Annotated in this window: 13 protein-coding genes and 1 tRNA gene; 5 read left to right on the forward strand and 9 right to left on the reverse strand. The window is 69.0% G+C overall.

Going from position 1 to position 14,669, the window contains the following annotated elements:
* Positions 1-30: 30 nt before the first annotated feature.
* The 4 genes from J2847_RS23595 to J2847_RS23610 form a co-directional block, all read right to left on the reverse strand.
* The gene (locus J2847_RS23595; protein ID WP_233474734.1) at positions 31-885 is read right to left on the reverse strand and encodes a LysR family transcriptional regulator; all 855 of its coding nucleotides are present in this window, start codon (positions 883-885) and stop codon (positions 31-33) included.
* 129 nt (positions 886-1,014) lie between these two features.
* Positions 1,015-2,628, reverse strand: coding sequence for an ABC transporter substrate-binding protein (locus tag J2847_RS23600; protein WP_209781241.1), 1,614 nt, complete (start codon positions 2,626-2,628; stop codon positions 1,015-1,017).
* A gap of 147 nt (positions 2,629-2,775) precedes the next feature.
* Entirely contained in the window at positions 2,776-3,942 is a 1,167-nt protein-coding gene (rlmN, locus tag J2847_RS23605) for a dual-specificity RNA methyltransferase RlmN (protein ID WP_209781242.1), read from the reverse strand.
* 90 nt (positions 3,943-4,032) lie between these two features.
* Positions 4,033-4,581 (reverse strand): invasion associated locus B family protein, encoded by a 549-nt coding sequence (locus tag J2847_RS23610; protein WP_209781243.1) that lies wholly within the window; start codon positions 4,579-4,581, stop codon positions 4,033-4,035.
* Positions 4,582-4,870: 289 nt separating this feature from the next.
* Here J2847_RS23610 and J2847_RS23615 point away from each other — a divergent pair, with 289 nt between their 5' ends.
* Entirely contained in the window at positions 4,871-5,446 is a 576-nt protein-coding gene (locus J2847_RS23615; protein ID WP_209781244.1) for a sigma-70 family RNA polymerase sigma factor, read from the forward strand.
* Entirely contained in the window at positions 5,443-6,138 is a 696-nt protein-coding gene (locus tag J2847_RS23620; RefSeq protein WP_209781245.1) for a ChrR family anti-sigma-E factor, read from the forward strand. Before J2847_RS23615 ends, J2847_RS23620 begins: the two co-directional genes overlap by 4 nt.
* Positions 6,139-6,216: 78 nt before the next feature.
* Here J2847_RS23620 and J2847_RS23625 read toward each other — a convergent pair whose 3' ends face one another.
* The 5 genes from J2847_RS23625 to aroA form a co-directional block, all read right to left on the reverse strand.
* Complete coding sequence (locus J2847_RS23625; RefSeq protein WP_209781246.1) at positions 6,217-6,684, reverse strand: preQ0 transporter; 468 nt, start codon at positions 6,682-6,684, stop codon at positions 6,217-6,219.
* 267 nt (positions 6,685-6,951) lie between these two features.
* A complete protein-coding gene (locus J2847_RS23630) occupies positions 6,952-8,598 on the reverse strand; it encodes an HD domain-containing phosphohydrolase (protein WP_209781247.1) in 1,647 nt (548 codons plus the stop codon).
* A 337-nt stretch (positions 8,599-8,935) separates the two neighbouring features.
* Positions 8,936-10,642 carry a 30S ribosomal protein S1 gene (gene rpsA, locus J2847_RS23635; RefSeq protein ID WP_085555969.1) on the reverse strand — a complete coding sequence of 569 codons (1,707 nt, stop codon included), beginning with the start codon at positions 10,640-10,642 and terminating at the stop codon, positions 8,936-8,938.
* A gap of 194 nt (positions 10,643-10,836) precedes the next feature.
* Positions 10,837-11,493, reverse strand: coding sequence for a (d)CMP kinase (cmk, locus tag J2847_RS23640; RefSeq protein WP_209781262.1), 657 nt, complete (start codon positions 11,491-11,493; stop codon positions 10,837-10,839).
* 22 nt (positions 11,494-11,515) lie between these two features.
* On the reverse strand, positions 11,516-12,853 hold the full coding sequence (gene aroA, locus J2847_RS23645) for a 3-phosphoshikimate 1-carboxyvinyltransferase (protein WP_209781248.1): 1,338 nt from the start codon (positions 12,851-12,853) through the stop codon (positions 11,516-11,518).
* Between the two features lie 440 nt (positions 12,854-13,293).
* Between aroA and J2847_RS23650 the strand changes: the two genes are divergently transcribed.
* The 3 genes from J2847_RS23650 to J2847_RS23660 form a co-directional block, all read left to right on the forward strand.
* Complete coding sequence (locus J2847_RS23650) at positions 13,294-13,683, forward strand: TIGR02300 family protein (RefSeq protein ID WP_209781249.1); 390 nt, start codon at positions 13,294-13,296, stop codon at positions 13,681-13,683.
* 137 nt (positions 13,684-13,820) lie between these two features.
* Positions 13,821-13,896 (forward strand) — tRNA-Ala (locus J2847_RS23655).
* 122 nt (positions 13,897-14,018) lie between these two features.
* The coding region (locus J2847_RS23660; protein WP_325169470.1) for a DUF6538 domain-containing protein at positions 14,019-14,669 on the forward strand (651 nt) is incomplete at its 3' end.

Genomic DNA, 14,669 nt, shown 5'->3' on the forward strand with positions numbered 1-14,669 from the left:
ACGGAGTGGTCGGGGATGGGGCGTATGGCCTCACCCCTCCAGCCGCTCCCGCTCGGCCTCGAACACCGCCACGATCGTCTCCATCACCGCGCGGACGCGGGGAACGTCCTTGCGGTCGCGGTGGACCAGCAGCCACGCCTCGCGCACCAGCGGCGGCCCCGGCAGGGGGCGGCGCTCCAGCCCCGGCACGCCATCGGCCAGCAGGCAGGGCAGGAAGGCCATGCCGAAGCCGGCGACCGCCGCCGCCAACTGTCCCTGGACGCTGTTGGTGCGCAGCGCCACCCGCCGGCCGCCGCCATGGCGGGCGAGCCACCGTGCCTCCGGCAGGTCGGCCAGCGTCTCGTCGTAGGCGATCAGCGCGTCGGGCGCATCGGGAGCGGCGTAGAGCCCATAGCCCAGCGTGGCGAGCCGCCGGCCGATCAGCTCGCCCTGCTGCGGGCGGGCCAGCCGGATCGCCAGATCGGCCTCGCGCCGGGCGAGGCTGAGCACCCGGTTGTCGGTGATGACCTCCAGGTCGAGACCGGGGTGCGCCGCGCGCAGCGGACCCAGCCGGGGGATCAGGAATCGGTCGGCCAGCGCCTGGGTCATGGTCAGGCGCACCAGCCCGGTCAGCCCGCCGCCGCTCCCCTCCCCCAGGCCTTCCCGCCGCCGGATGGCCAGCGCCGCCTCGTCCATCGCCTCGGCCAGCGCCCGCGCCGCCTCGCCGTCGCCGGTCAGGACGTAGCCGTCGGGCCGCCGCTCCATCAGCGTGCGGCCGAGCGCCGCCTCCAGCGCGGCCAGCCGCCGCCCCACCGTCGCGTGGCTGAGCCGCAGGCTCCGCGCCGCCGCCGACAGGCTGCCGGCGCGGGCCAGTTCGAGGAAGACCCGCAGGTCGTCCCAATCCATGGCCCCACCCGCCGCCCGGTCGGGAGCCCCTGTTCGTTTCCGATCCGTCATCGGCCGAGAATAGCCGATGACGGTCCATCGATGAACCGGGCGGAACCGCCCGCGCTCCGCGGCGAAGCCAGCCCTCCCCTACTTCTTCACGGCCTTCCAGTAGGTGTTGGTGTCGAAGCTCGGCCCCCACACCATGCCGGAGACGTTGGTCCGCTCGGCGATGACCTCCGTCTGCTGGAACATGATGACGAAGGGCGACTCGGCCAGCACCCTGCGCTGGAGATCCTGGTAGATCGCCGCGCGCTTGGCCGCGTCGCTTTCGATCACCGCCGAGGCGGTGATCTTCGTCAGCTCCGGAATGTCCCAGGAATTGCGCCAGGCCAGCGGCTTGGACTTGGCGTTGTCGCCGTTGTCGGGGTTGGAGGCGAAGGTCTCGGCGTTGGTGTGCGGATCCTGGTAGTCGGCGCCCCATTGCTGGATCATCAGGTCGTGGTTGCGCGCCCGGTACTTGGTCAGCACCTGCTTGCCGTCGCCGGGGATGATGTCGATCCTGACCCCGGCGGCGGCGGCGCTCGCCTGGATCGCCTGGGCCATGTCCTGGGTGGGCGTGGTGTTGCGCATGTCCAGCGTCACGGTGAAGCCGTCCGGCAGCCCCGCCTTGGCCAGCAGCTCCTTCGCCCTGGCCGGGTCGTAGCGGTAGGGATTCTCGTCGAGCGCGCCGAGGAAGCCCTTGGGCAGGAAGGTCTGGTGGATGGTGCCCTGGCCGTTCATGATGGTCTTGGCCATCCCCTCATAGTCCACGAGGTGCTTCATCGCCTCGCGCACCTCGGGCTTGGCCAGCACCGGATTCTTCTGGTTCAGGCTGAGGTACCACAGCGTGCCCTTGGGCGACTGCACCAGCCGGACGGCGCTGTTTCCCTTCAGCGGTTCGAACTGCTCCGGCTTCAGGTTGCGGGCGATGTCGATGTCGCCCTTCTCAAGCAGCAGGCGCTGGGTCGCCGGCTCGGCGATCTGGCGGATCAGCACGCGCTTCAGCACCGGGGCGCCGCGCCAGTAGTTCGCGTTGGCGTCGAGCATCAGCAGCTCGCTCGCCTTCCACTGCCGCAGCGAGAAGGGGCCGGAGCCGGCCGAGTTGTTCCTCAGCCAGGCGGAGCCGAAATCGCCGTCCTTCTCCTTGCTCCGCAGCAGCTTGGAATCGACCACCGAGGCGACGTCGGCGGTCAGGCAGTAGAGGACGAAGGTCGGCGCGTAGGTCTGGTCGGTGGTGAAGACCAGCGTGCGCGGGTCGGTCGCGCTGACCATCGCATCGACGTTGTCGGGCGTCAGGCCGAACTGGCCGAGGATGAAGGCCGGCCCCTTGTTCATCTTGACGGCGCGGCGGAAGGAGTAGGCGACGTCCTCGGCGGTCAGCGGGTTGCCGGAATGGAATTTGATGCCGTCGCGGATCTTGAAGGTGAAGGTCTTGCCGTCGGGGGAGACGGTCCAGCTCTCGGCGACCTCGCCCTCGATCCGGCTGACGTCGTTGACGTCGAAATGGATCAGCCGGTCATAGACCTGGGCGCTGTATTCGGCGCCCGACAGCTCGAAGATCTCGGCGGGGTCGAGCCCGACGATGTCGTCGAACTGCCACGCCATCACCAGCGAATCCTTCGGCGTATCGGCAACGGCCGGCGCCGTCGGCAACGTCGTGAGCGCCGTGGCGGCGAGGACGAGAGCGGCGGCACCGAGCAGGCCGTGTTTGAAGCGGAGCATCCCTGACGTCTCCCGAGCGGGGTTTTCGTTGGCGCGCGGCAGTGCGCGCACCCGAAAGCATCCCGCGCGGTTCCCCGCCCGTCAAGCCGGCCAAGAAGCCTGTTTCCCGTCCGCGGCGGGCGGGAAACAGGGTGGCGCCGGTTCCGCTCAGACCAGTTCGGCGTCCTTCTCGGCGATGACCTTGTCGATGGCCGCGCGCTCGGCGGCGGTCATGCGCAGGCTGGCGCTCTTCAACTGGCCGCAGGCGGCCATGATGTCCTCGCCGCGCGGGGTGCGCACCGGGCTGGCGTAGCCGGCGTTGTTGACGATGTCGCCGAAGACCTGGATCGCCCGGTCGGTCGAACGCTCGTAGGGGGCGCCCGGCCAGGGGTTGAAGGGGATCAGGTTGATCTTGGCCGGCACGCCCTCCAGCAGCCTGACCAGCGCGCGGGCGTCGGCCGGGCTGTCGTTGATGCCCTTCAGCATCACGTATTCGAAGGTGATGCGACGGGCGTTGGACAGGCCGGGATAGTCGCGGCAGGCCGCCATCAGCTCGCTCAGCGGGTACTTCTTGTTGATCGGCATGATGACGTCGCGCAGCTCGTCGGTCACCGCGTGCAGGCTGACCGCGAGGTTGACGTTCAGCTCCTCGCCGCAGCGGCGCATCGCCGGGACGACGCCCGAGGTCGAGAGCGTGATGCGCCGCTTGGAGATCGAGATGCCGTCGCCGTCCATGACGATCTTCAGCGCCTTGGCGACGTTCTCGTAATTGAACAGCGGCTCGCCCATGCCCATCATGACGATGTTGGACAGCATGCGCCCGTCGGGCGGCGCCGGCCATTCGCCCAGCATGTCGCGGGCCAGCATGACCTGGGCCAGGATCTCCGACGAATCGAGGTTGCGCACCAGACGCTGCGTGCCGGTGTGGCAGAAGCGGCAGGTGAGCGTGCAGCCGACCTGCGAGGAGACGCAGAGCGTGCCGCGATCCTCCTCGGGGATGTGGACGCTCTCCACCTCCTGCCCGTCCGGCATGCGCAGCAGCCATTTGCGGGTGCCGTCGGCCGACTTCAGATCCTTGACGACCGTCGGACGCGCGATGAGGTGGCTGTCGGCCAGCCTCTCGCGCACCGGCTTGGCCAGCGTGGTCATCACCGCGAAGTCGGTGGCGCCACGGTGGTAGATCCAGTGCCAGAGCTGGCGGGCCCGGAATTTCTCCAGGCCGATGGACAGCATTTCGGCTTCCAGCTCTTCGCGGGACAGACCGACGAGGTTCTTCCGGCCGTCGGCGTCAGCGGCCGGCAGGGCGAAGGCGGTGGCATGATTGAGGGCGCTCATGGCCCCCTAAATAGGGCCATGAGGCGCAAGAGTCAAAAGACCAAGTGAGGAACTGCGGTTCCCCACCCTCGAAGCCTCGGAAGGCGCCGGTCAGCGCTTCACGTTGCAGGCCTGGTTGATCGCGTCGTAGGCCTGGGCGAGGCCGTCCAGGCTGTAGGTGTCGGTGGTCTTGGTGCCGCGCCCGGAGACGCCCTTGACGACCATCGGCTTGCCCTTGGCGTCGCGCATGGCGGCCGTCACCGCCTTGTCGGTGTCGGAGTCGCGCGCCCAGGCGGTCTCGCCGTCGGTGAACAGCTTGAAGGATTTGCCGGCGACGTCCAGCACCGTCTCGCTCTCCTTCTTGAAGGGATAGCCGGCGATGAAGCTCACGACGTCCAGCGTCTTCTCCGTCGGACGGTGGGTGACCAGCACATAGACGTCGCCACGCTTGGCCGCCGCCGGCTCCTTCTTCTTGGGCTGGCTGGAGATGTAGCAGACCTTGCTGCCCTTCTCCTCGAACGCGAAGGCGTTCCAATCCTTGAAGGTGCCGAGAAGCCGGGGGTCGGCGGCGCCGGCCGACGAGGCGGCGATCACCAGGAGGGGGGCGGCGAGGACCAGGGCGGCCCCGGCGGTGCGGCGGATGGCGCGGAAAGGCAGCATCGTTTTGCGACAGCTCGTTGGTGTTCCGTGGGTCGGGCGGACACTACCGCAAACCGGCGCGGCTTTCCAAGGGCGCCTCGCAGGTTCCGCCGCCGGCCCGCGCGATTGTGTCGCGGCTGTAACCAAGTCCTCAGGTTTTTTGTGTGATCCGGACGGCGGGGGGTTGCGTACCAACGCATGATGCGAGACACCGCCCGGCGCGGCGGGGAACGGACGAATTCGGTATAGGAGGGTGGATCATGGCGATCCCCATCTTGTGCGGCGGCGTCCGTTGCCCTTGAATGGAGGAATGCAGGACACGCATCCCCCCATGGCCGACACGGCCCCGAGTCTTGAGGATCTGCTCGTCGCCGTCGGGCGCGAGCAGGACCGTCTGGCGTTCGGGGCGCTGTTCGGCCATTTCGCGCCGCGGCTGAAGACGTATCTGCGCCGGCTGGGATGCGAATCCGGCGCAGCCGAGGAGCTTGTGCAGGAGGTCATGCTGTTGGTCTGGCGACGCGCCGAAACCTACGATCCGGCCCAGGCGTCGGCCAGCACCTGGGTGTTCACCATCGCCCGCAACAAGCGGGTCGATTCGCTGCGCCGCGAGCAGCGGCCGGAGATCGACCCCAGCGACCCCGCGCTCGTCCCGGAGGCGGACGAGCCGGCCGACCGGCGGGTGGAGGCACGCCAGAGCAACGACCGGCTGCGCGCCGCCTTGAAGGACTTGCCGCCCGAACAGGCGGAGCTGCTGCGGATGGCCTATTTCGAGGACAAGCCGCACAGCGTGATCTCCGCCGAGCACGGCATCCCGCTCGGCACCGTGAAGTCGCGCCTGCGTCTGGCGATGGACCGCCTGCGCAAGGCCCTGAGGGATGTCGCATGAGCCTGCCCAGCCACCATCCCGGCGATACCCTGCTGATCGATTACGCGGGCGGCGCCCTGTGCGAGGGCGCCTCGCTGGTCGTCGCCACCCACATGGCCTTCTGCCCCTGCTGCCGCCGCATGGTCGGCGAGATGGAGGCGGTGGGCGGCGCCCTGCTCGACGATCTGGAACCGGATTCCGTCTCGCCCGACTGCCTGGACGCGCTGCTCGCCCGCATCGACCGGGACGAGTCCCTGCGCCCACCCCCCTGCCGGCCGGCACTCCAGCCTCCGGCCCCCCAACGACCCGCCCATACCCCGACGACCGCCGCGCGGCCGATCATCCCCGAACCGTTGCGCGGCTATCTCGGCGGCGGGCTGGAAGGCAAGCGCTGGCGTTTCCTGCAACCCGGCATGGCCGTCATCGATCTGCGGACCGGCTCCAGCGCGGTCACCCGTCTGGTGCGCATGAAGGGCGGCGTCGCCGCTCCCCAGCACACCCATGGCGACATCGAGCTGACCGTGGTGCTGGAGGGTGGCTTCTCCGACGAGCTGGGATCCTTCCAGCCGGGCGACATCGCCATCGGCGACCCGTCCATCGAGCACCGGCCGGTGGCCGATCCGGAAGGCTGCCTGTGCCTGTCCGCGACGATCGGCGGCCTGCGCCTGACCGGGCCGATCGGGCGCATCCTCAACCGCTTCATGGATTTCTGAAACGGGACCGGTGGGATCGCTCACGCGCCCCACCCTGCCCATCCCCAACCTCCCTGCTTCGCGGGAAGGGGGACTCCGTCACGCCGTTGCGGGCAACCGGCCGTCGCGGGCGCGCATCAGCGCCCACACCACCGACACGCCCAGCAGCTTCGAGGCGAGGCTCGCGGCCCAGACGCCCGGATCCCAGATGTCCAGCATGCCGAAGAACAGCGCGGTGTCGACCGGCACCGACAGGGCGGCGCTCAGCCACAGCCGGTCGCGCAGGGGGCGCTTGGTGACGGTGAAGACCGCCCAGTCGATCAGTTCCGACACGGCGAAGGCGGCGACGCTGGCGGTGGCGACGAAGGGATCGGCCAGCAGGGTCGACAGCAGGGTGCCGACCAGCATGGCGGCGAGCGACCAGTGGCCGAAACGGACCTGCACCATGTCGCGCAGGACGAAGATCAGACCGGCCCAGCAGGACCAGACGAGGTCGAGATGCGGGAACAGGCTGAAGGCGAAATTGATGGCAAGGATGCTGCCAACATAGGCGGCGAGCCAGATCATGTCCAAGATCCTTCCGGAAGCGGCCCGCGGCAATACGGGCGCCGATGACCGGAGCAGACCCCGCGTGAATGCGAGCGCCCCGAAGCCGCCTGTCCTAACAGATCGAGGAGAAGGATTGAAGCGGGGGAAAGGGCTTAAAGACACGGATGAACACGGATTTCCACGGATGAACACGGATGCCGCCCGGCCGGCATCCATCCGTGAGCCGGCGCAGCCGGCATCCGTGTTCATCCGTGTCCTTCAGAACCTTTCCGCTCCGGACCCCGGCTACAGCGCCTGGGCGCGTCCGCCGAACAGGGCGCGCAGCTTGCGCCCGATCAGACCGCCCAGCATGCCCGGACCGCCGTCGCCCTTCGGGAACCAGCCGGGATCCTCGGCCTGGAAGCGCCGGATCACGATGACGAAGGCGTCGACCACGCGCGGGTCGAAATCACGCCCCGACCGTTCGACGACCCAGGCGATGGCCTGCTCCACCGTCCAGGCGCCGCGGTACTGCCGGCTGGTGATCAGCGCGTCGAACACGTCGGCCACCGCCATGATCCGGGCGCCGATCGGAATGGCGTCGCCCTTCAGCCCCTCCAGATAGCCCGACCCGTCGTAGCGCTCGTGGTGGTAGCGCGCGATCTCGGCCGCGATCGACAGCAGCGAGCGTCCGCGCAGGGGGAGCGCCGCCTCCGACAGGATGCGGTGGCCGATCTCGGTGTGGCGCTGGATCGCCTGCATGTCGTTGATGGCGAGTTCGCCCGGCATGCCCAGCGTCTGATCCGACACGCTCAGCATGCCGACGTCGTGCAGCAGGGCGGCCAGCCCGACCTTCTCGACATAGTCGGCGTCCAGCTCGCCGCCGAACTGGCCACGCCGCATCAGCTCGCGGGCGATCTCGCCGACCAGCCGCTCGATGCGCTGGAGATGACCCGACGCCGCGTTGTCCTTGTATTCGGCGAGCGAACCCATGGCGAGCACCGTCGCCTTCTGCGAGGTGTTCAGCTCCTCGAACAGCAGGGCGTTCTCGAAGGCGATCGAGCATTTGTTGCGGAACAGCTCCAGAAGCTGCCACTCGCGCGCCGTGCCGTCGTTGCGGCCCTCGACATAGATCATGCCGGTGATGCCGCCGTTGGCACGCAGGCGCAGCGCGCAGAAGTCCGGCTCGACGATGGTCTCGCTGCTCGGCGACAGCCGCTCCAGCGCCGCCTCGACCCGCGCCTCGCCAAGCGCCCCGACCTCGACATCCTTCCATTTGGCGAAGCGGCCGGTCGAGGCACGCACGCGGATCCTGCGGTCGCGCGGCAGCGTGTCGCCCTGGATGCACAGCAGCGCGTGGTGCCCGATGCCGAGCAGCCCGACGACGCGCGGCAGGATGTTGGGGAACAGGGTGTCCGGCGTGCGCAGCTCCAGCAGGCCGGTCGTCGCCACCAGCATGCGGGCCAGCCCCTTGCGGCCGGCCGCCAGCGCCTGGAGGCTGGCGAAGGTGCGCAACTGCCCGACCACGGCGGTGCGCAGCGCGCGGGCGGTCAGCCCCGCCTTGGCGCGGTAGTCGCCGACGTCGTTGTTGGCGATCACCTCCTCCTCGCCGACCGCGTCGGGGTGCGCCGTGCAGACGACGATGCGGGTGCGCTGGTTGCCGAGATCCTGGCGGATGTGGGCGACGAGATCGAGCCCGGCCCGCTCCGTTTCCAGCACGACCTCCAGCAGGATCAGCGCGATGTCGGGATGGTCGTACAGCGTCTCGCGCGCCTCGGCGGCCGTGGCGGCGCCGATCGCCTCGACGCCGGCCCCCTCGACGGTGACGCCCCGCACGGCCTCGCGCGCCATCGCCAGCAACGCGGGATCGCCGTCGACGACGAGGATCTTGAAGGGCGCCTTGGCGGGCGTGGGGGAATTGGCCTCTTCCGGCCGGGCGTCGTCGTGGAGCATGGGTTTTCCGAGGCTTTTGCGCGCGCCGGTCGCGCGCAAAACAAAAAATACCCGTGCCCGACAACTCATTCAACCGTTGTCGGTTCGCCCACGAAGCGTTGCCCGCGTTACGGCGCCGCAGTCCCCACTCTTTCGGGCGTGTCCGGCCCCTCTCCATCCACGGGCGCCCACGAAGCCCCTCTCCCTGAGGGAGAAGGGCTTCGTGGGCGGAAGGGCGTGCCGCCCCAACGAAAAAGGCCGCTCCCCGACGGGAAGCGGCCTTCTCCTTACTCTCACCCGGTCATCGGCGCCCCCGCCCCTTCCCCGCCGTGGCGGAGAAGGGCCGGAAGCCGTCCGATCACTCGTCGTTCTGCTGCTTGCGCTTCAGAGCGGCGCCCAGGATGTCGCCCAGCGAGGCGCCCGAGTCGGACGAACCGTACTCGGCCATCGCCTGCTTCTCCTCCTCCATCTCGCGGGCCTTGATGGACAGCGAGATGCGGCGGGAGCCGCGGTCGATCTGGGTGACCTTGGCGTCGACCTTCTCGCCGACGGCGAAACGGTCCGGGCGCTGTTCGGCGCGGTCGCGGGACAGGTCCGACTTGCGGATGAAGCCGGTGTAGCCCTCGCCGACGGTGACTTCGATGCCGCCGTCCGTCACCTGCGTCACGGTGCAGGTCACGACCTCGTTCTTCTTCAGGCCGGCCGTGGCCGACTCGAAGGGATCGCTGGCCAGCTGCTTGATGCCGAGGCTGATGCGCTCCTTCTCGACGTCGACGTCGAGAACCTTGACCTTGACGCGGTCGCCCTTCTTGAACTCGGCGATCGCCTCTTCACCCGACTTGTTCCAGTCGAGATCGGACATGTGCACCATGCCGTCGATGTCGCCCGGCAGGCCGACGAACAGACCGAACTCGGTGATGTTCTTGACTTCGCCTTCCAGCTCGGTGCCCGGACCGAACTTGTCGGTGAAGGTCTCCCACGGGTTGTCCAGGCACTGCTTCAGGCCGAGGCTGATGCGGCGCTTCTGCGGATCGACGTCCAGGACCATGACCTCGACTTCCTGCGAAGTCGACACGATCTTGCCCGGATGGACGTTCTTCTTGGTCCAGGACATTTCCGAGACGTGCACCAGGCCCTCGATCCCCGGCTCCAGCTCCACGAAGGCGCCGTAGTCGGTGATGTTGGTGACGCGGCCCTTGAACTTGGCGCTGACCGGGTACTTGGCTTCGACGCCTTCCCACGGATCGGCCTCCAGCTGCTTCATGCCGAGGCTGATGCGCTGGGTCTCGGGGTTGAAGCGGATGACCTGGACCGTGACGGTCTGGCCGATCTGCAAGGCCTCCGACGGGTGGTTGATGCGGCGCCACGCGATGTCGGTGACGTGCAGCAGGCCGTCGACACCACCCAGATCCACGAACGCGCCGTAGTCGGTGATGTTCTTGACGACACCCTGGAGGATCTGGCCTTCCTTGAGGTTGGCCACCAGCTCCGAACGGGCCTCCGCACGGCTCTCCTCGAGCACGGCGCGGCGCGACACGACGATGTTGCCGCGCGAGCGGTCCATCTTCAGGATCTGGAAGGGCTGCGGGGTGCCCAGCAGCGGCGAGATGTCGCGGACCGGACGGATGTCGACCTGCGAACCCGGCAGGAAGGCCACGGCGCCCGACAGGTCGACCGTGAAGCCGCCCTTGACGCGGCCGAAGATCACGCCGGTGACGCGGCTCTGGTCGGTGAAGGACTTCTCCAGCAGCGCCCAGGCTTCCTCGCGCTTCGCCTTCTCACGGCTCAGCATCGCCTCGCCGTTCTTGTCTTCCATCCGCTCGAGGTAGACCTCGACGGTGTCGCCCGCCTTCAGCTCGGGCGGCTGGCCGGCGACGGCGAATTCCTTCAGCGCGACGCGGCCTTCCGACTTCAGGCCGACGTCGATGGTGACCATGTCGTTCTCGACGGCGACGACGCGTCCCTTGACGACCGTGCCTTCGAGCGACTCGGCCGCGCCCAGCGACTCATCCAACAGAGCCGCGAAGCTTTCCTTTTCGACCGTGCGAGCCAGTGCTTGTGCCATTGAAACTCCTAAAGGTGGCGCAAAAGCGGCCCCGTTCCGGTCCCATCCGCGGCAATACGGGTGGGACCTCGACCGAACCGCCGCGCCGGGCACCACGCCCGGCGACTTGGTTGATGGTTTTCCGTGGAGGATGTCCGGCCTTTCCGCGCCCAACCGACCGCCCTCAGCCGACCGGTGCGGAGCCGTTCCGGCGGTTACGCCGTTGGCCGCAGTCCGGTCTTGGAGCCGATGTGCGCAACCGCCCGTGCGAACACCTCGTCGGCGTCGAGAGCGGAGGTATCAAGCACAAAAGCGTCGGCAGCCGGACGGAGCGGGGCCACCGCTCTCTGGCTGTCGCGCGCGTCACGAGCCTTCATGTCCTCCAGGACGTCGGACGGTATAGCGGGAATCCCCCGATTCCGCAACTCCTTGAGTCGGCGCTCGGCCCGGACCTCCACCGAAGCGGTAACGAACAGCTTGGCGTCGGCCTCGGGGCAGACCACCGTGCCGATGTCGCGCCCGTCGAGCACGGAGCCCGGCGCGCCGCCCGGCGGGTGCTGGGTGAAGCGGCGCTGGAAGTCGAGCAGCGCGGCGCGCACCTCCGGCACCGCGGCGACCTTGCTGGCCGCCTGCGCCGCCGCGTCGGTGCGCAGCTCGACCTCGCGCAGGATCGGGTGGTCGGGGTCGAGCGCGTAGGCGGCCTTGGCGGCGGCGGCGTTGTCGGCCGGGTCGCCGCCGGCGCGCAGCACCGAGACGCCGACCGCGCGGTACAGCACCCCGGTGTCGAGATGGGCCAGCCCGAAGGCGTCGGCGATGCGCTGGGACAGCGTGCCCTTGCCGCTGGCGGCCGGGCCGTCGATGGCGATGACCACCGGGTTCGTCGCGGCCATGGCCTCAGACCTCGTCGATCCGGGCGCCCAGCCCGTTCATCAGCGTGGAGAAGCCGGGGAAGCTGGTTTCGATGAAGGCGCCGTCGTCGACCTGGATCGGCTCGGCGGACGCCGTGCCGAGCACCAGGAAGCTCATGGCGATGCGGTGGTCCATCGCGGTGGCGACGGTCGCCCCGCCCTTCGGCGCGCTCCCCGTGCCATGAACCGTCAGGCTGTCGTCGGCGCCGACCTCGACCGAGACGCCGCAGCGGGTCAGCCCCTCGGCGACCATGGCGAGACGGTCGCTCTCCTTCACCCGCAGCTCCTTGAGGCCGAGCATCACCGTGTCCCCCTCCGCGCAGGCGGCGGCGGCGGCGAGCACCGGGTATTCGTCGATCATGCTGGGGGCGCGGTCGGCGGGCACCACGACGCCCTTCAGGCGGCTGTACCGCACCCGCAGGTCGGCGACCGGCTCGCCCGCCTGGTCGCGGCGGTTCTCGAAGGCGATGTCGGCGCCCATCTCGACCAGCGTGTCGAACAGGCCGGTGCGGCGCGGGTTCATGCCGACGTCGTTCAGCAGCACCTCCGAGCCCGGCCGCAGCAGGGCGGCGACCACCGGGAAGGCGGCGGAGCTGGGGTCGGACGGCACATGGATGGTGCGGCCGGTCAGCTCCGGCTGGCCGACGACGGTGACGGCGAGCGCGCCGTCCTCCAGCCGCTCGGTGGTGACGGTGGCGCCGAAATGGCGCAGCATCAGCTCGGTGTGGTCGCGGGTCGGCTCGGCCTCGATCACCGTGGTGGCGCCGGGGGTGTTGAGGCCGGCGAGGATGATCGCCGACTTCACCTGGGCCGAGGCGACCGGCAGCCGGTAGGTGATCGGGGTCATCGCGTCGCTGCCGACGACGGTCAGCGGCAGCCGCCCGCCGGAGCGCCCGACGAAGCGCGCGCCCATCTGCTCCAGCGGCGTGGTGACGCGGGCCATCGGCCGTTTGTTCAGCGAGGCGTCGCCGGTGAACACGCAGGTGATCGGGTGGGCGGCGACCAGCCCCATCAGCAGCCGCGCGGCGGTGCCGCTGTTGCCCATGTCGAGCACCTGCGCCGGCTCCGCCAGCGCGCCGAGCCCGACGCCGCGCACGCGCCAGACGCCGTCGGCGTCGCGCTCCGCCCAGGCGCCGAGCAGGCGCATCGCGGCGGCGGTGTGCAGCACGTCCTCGCCCTCCAGCAGGCCGTGGATCACGGTCTCGCCGACCGCGACGGCGCCCAGCATCAGCGACCGGTGCGAGATCGACTTGTCGCCCGGCACGCGGATGGTGCCCTTGAGCGCACCGGTGGACGACGAGCGCAGCGGCTTTGCCTGCGACATGGGAGTGGCCCTCGGACATGGAAACGGACTGGGTCGGAGGTACCTAGCACAGGGGCGTGCGCGATGCGAGGGGATGCGCCCGGCCGGTTCGGCGGCGCCAAGGGCGGCCGAAACGAAAAGGGCCGTCCGAAGACGGCCCCGAGTTCAAGGAGGAAACCAAATGGAGGAGTTGCACGGTGTGCGGCTTCTGTTTTAGCGGTTTATGGTTAACAATAAATAAACATGACCACTGTCTGGAGGGCATGCTCCATCGCCCTCCCCGGCGTCGGCGGAACCTTCCGGCGCCCCGTTTTCCCACCGCCTTGCCGCTACCCCGCGATCGGAGAACCGGCAAGGAAAACGGCGCTCTTGGGCTCATCATCTTTTTTTTGACAAGCGCTCGCCGTCATGGCAAAGGGCGCCACTTGAGAATCCCTGAAATGTGTGACGGAGGACGTGGCGTGGCCAAACCCGAATGGGGCGTCAAGCGCATCTGCCCGAGCTGTGGCGCTCGCTATTACGACATGCGCAAGGACCCGCCGGTCTGCCCAAGCTGCGGCGCGCAGTTCGATCCCGAGGCGCTGCTGAAGTCCCGCAAGGCCCGTCCGGCCCCGGCTGACGACACCAAGAAGGCCGCCGTCGTCGAGGACGAGGACGCCGAGAGCGAAACCGAGGACAGCGAGGCGGCGGAACTCGAAGGCTCCGACGACGACGTGTCGGTCGAGGACATCGAGGAGGCCGACGACGCCGAGGACGAGGACGACGTCCTGATCGAGGACACGTCCGAACTGGGCGAGGACGACATGGACGAGGTCGTCGACGTCGAGGGCGAGGACGAGGAGGAGCGGTAACACCGCTTTTTGCGGTGGTTGCGGGTGGCTGGAGAAAAAACGGCGACGCTTCGAATTTTTCGCTTGCATCGCATCGGCTCCTGGCTAATATCCCGCTCCACCGACGCCGGGCGGAAACGACCGGCTCCCAGAGTTCCGGGGCCATAGCTCAGCTGGGAGAGCGCTACAATGGCATTGTAGAGGTCAGGAGTTCGATCCTCCTTGGCTCCACCAAATCCGGTCAAGCGATTGACCCGACAGAAAAACCGGCTCCTTCGGGGGCCGGTTTTTCCGTTTGTGGCACACCCCTGTCGCACAGCACCGTCCCCGACTCGCCGGTCCCACCGTCGCAACCCTTGCCCCTGGGGCAGTCGCGGTGTCGCACATCCCTGCCGCACAGCCGGCGTCCGGCCGGGCTGTGGCTCCGGGGATCCGTCTGGCAATTCCGCACCCGCGTCCCTGTCGATCTCCAGCCGGTGCTGGGCCGGACCCACATCAGCCGGTCGCTCCACACCAGCCGCTACCCCGACGCCATCCGGGCAGCCCGCCGTCTCGCCTTCGAGATCGAGGACATGTTCGATGCGGCTCGCGGGGGCATCGGAGACGACCCGGCCCACGCCGCGTGCGACAGGGCCTGCCGACCGCCCCCCGCCCCCTCGGTGACGGCCAACACCGTCCTGCCCGAGCCCACCGGCCCCGCCATCCACATCGATCTCGATGCCCTGGCCAGCCGCATCGCCGAAAAGCTCCAGGCAACCCAACCGGCCGCCGCGGAGGCGGTAGTGCCCGCCGCTGAGCCCCCCAAGGCCAAGACCATCCAGCAGGTCTACGACGCCTACATGGCCGATCCCGGACGGATCCGGTCTGGAAAGACCATCTTGGCCTACGACACGGTCTTCAGCCTGCTGATCGTGTCAATCGGCCTCGAAAAACCAGCCATCATCGGCGTCCAATTTCCAGCCACGCTTCCAGTTGCAGAAGCCCGTTGTCCAGGGAGTCCACGGGAG

This window comes from Azospirillum agricola (genome assembly GCF_017876095.1).
GTDB classification, from domain to species: Bacteria; Pseudomonadota; Alphaproteobacteria; order Azospirillales; family Azospirillaceae; genus Azospirillum; species Azospirillum agricola.

Bases quoted from the DNA above. Each gene is read 5' to 3' on its own strand.
- J2847_RS23630 (WP_209781247.1), bottom strand. From the start codon at position 8,598: ATGCTCCACGACGACGCCCGGCCGGAAGAGGCCAATTCCCCCACGCCC.
- J2847_RS23595 (WP_233474734.1), bottom strand. From the start codon at position 885: ATGGATTGGGACGACCTGCGGGTCTTCCTCGAACTGGCCCGCGCCGGC.
- J2847_RS23625 (WP_209781246.1), bottom strand. From the start codon at position 6,684: ATGATCTGGCTCGCCGCCTATGTTGGCAGCATCCTTGCCATCAATTTC.
- J2847_RS23600 (WP_209781241.1), bottom strand. From the start codon at position 2,628: ATGCTCCGCTTCAAACACGGCCTGCTCGGTGCCGCCGCTCTCGTCCTC.
- rlmN (WP_209781242.1), bottom strand. From the start codon at position 3,942: ATGAGCGCCCTCAATCATGCCACCGCCTTCGCCCTGCCGGCCGCTGAC.
- rpsA (WP_085555969.1), bottom strand. From the start codon at position 10,642: ATGGCACAAGCACTGGCTCGCACGGTCGAAAAGGAAAGCTTCGCGGCT.
- J2847_RS23615 (WP_209781244.1), top strand. From the start codon at position 4,871: ATGCAGGACACGCATCCCCCCATGGCCGACACGGCCCCGAGTCTTGAG.
- J2847_RS23610 (WP_209781243.1), bottom strand. From the start codon at position 4,581: ATGCTGCCTTTCCGCGCCATCCGCCGCACCGCCGGGGCCGCCCTGGTC.
- J2847_RS23620 (WP_209781245.1), top strand. From the start codon at position 5,443: ATGAGCCTGCCCAGCCACCATCCCGGCGATACCCTGCTGATCGATTAC.
- aroA (WP_209781248.1), bottom strand. From the start codon at position 12,853: ATGTCGCAGGCAAAGCCGCTGCGCTCGTCGTCCACCGGTGCGCTCAAG.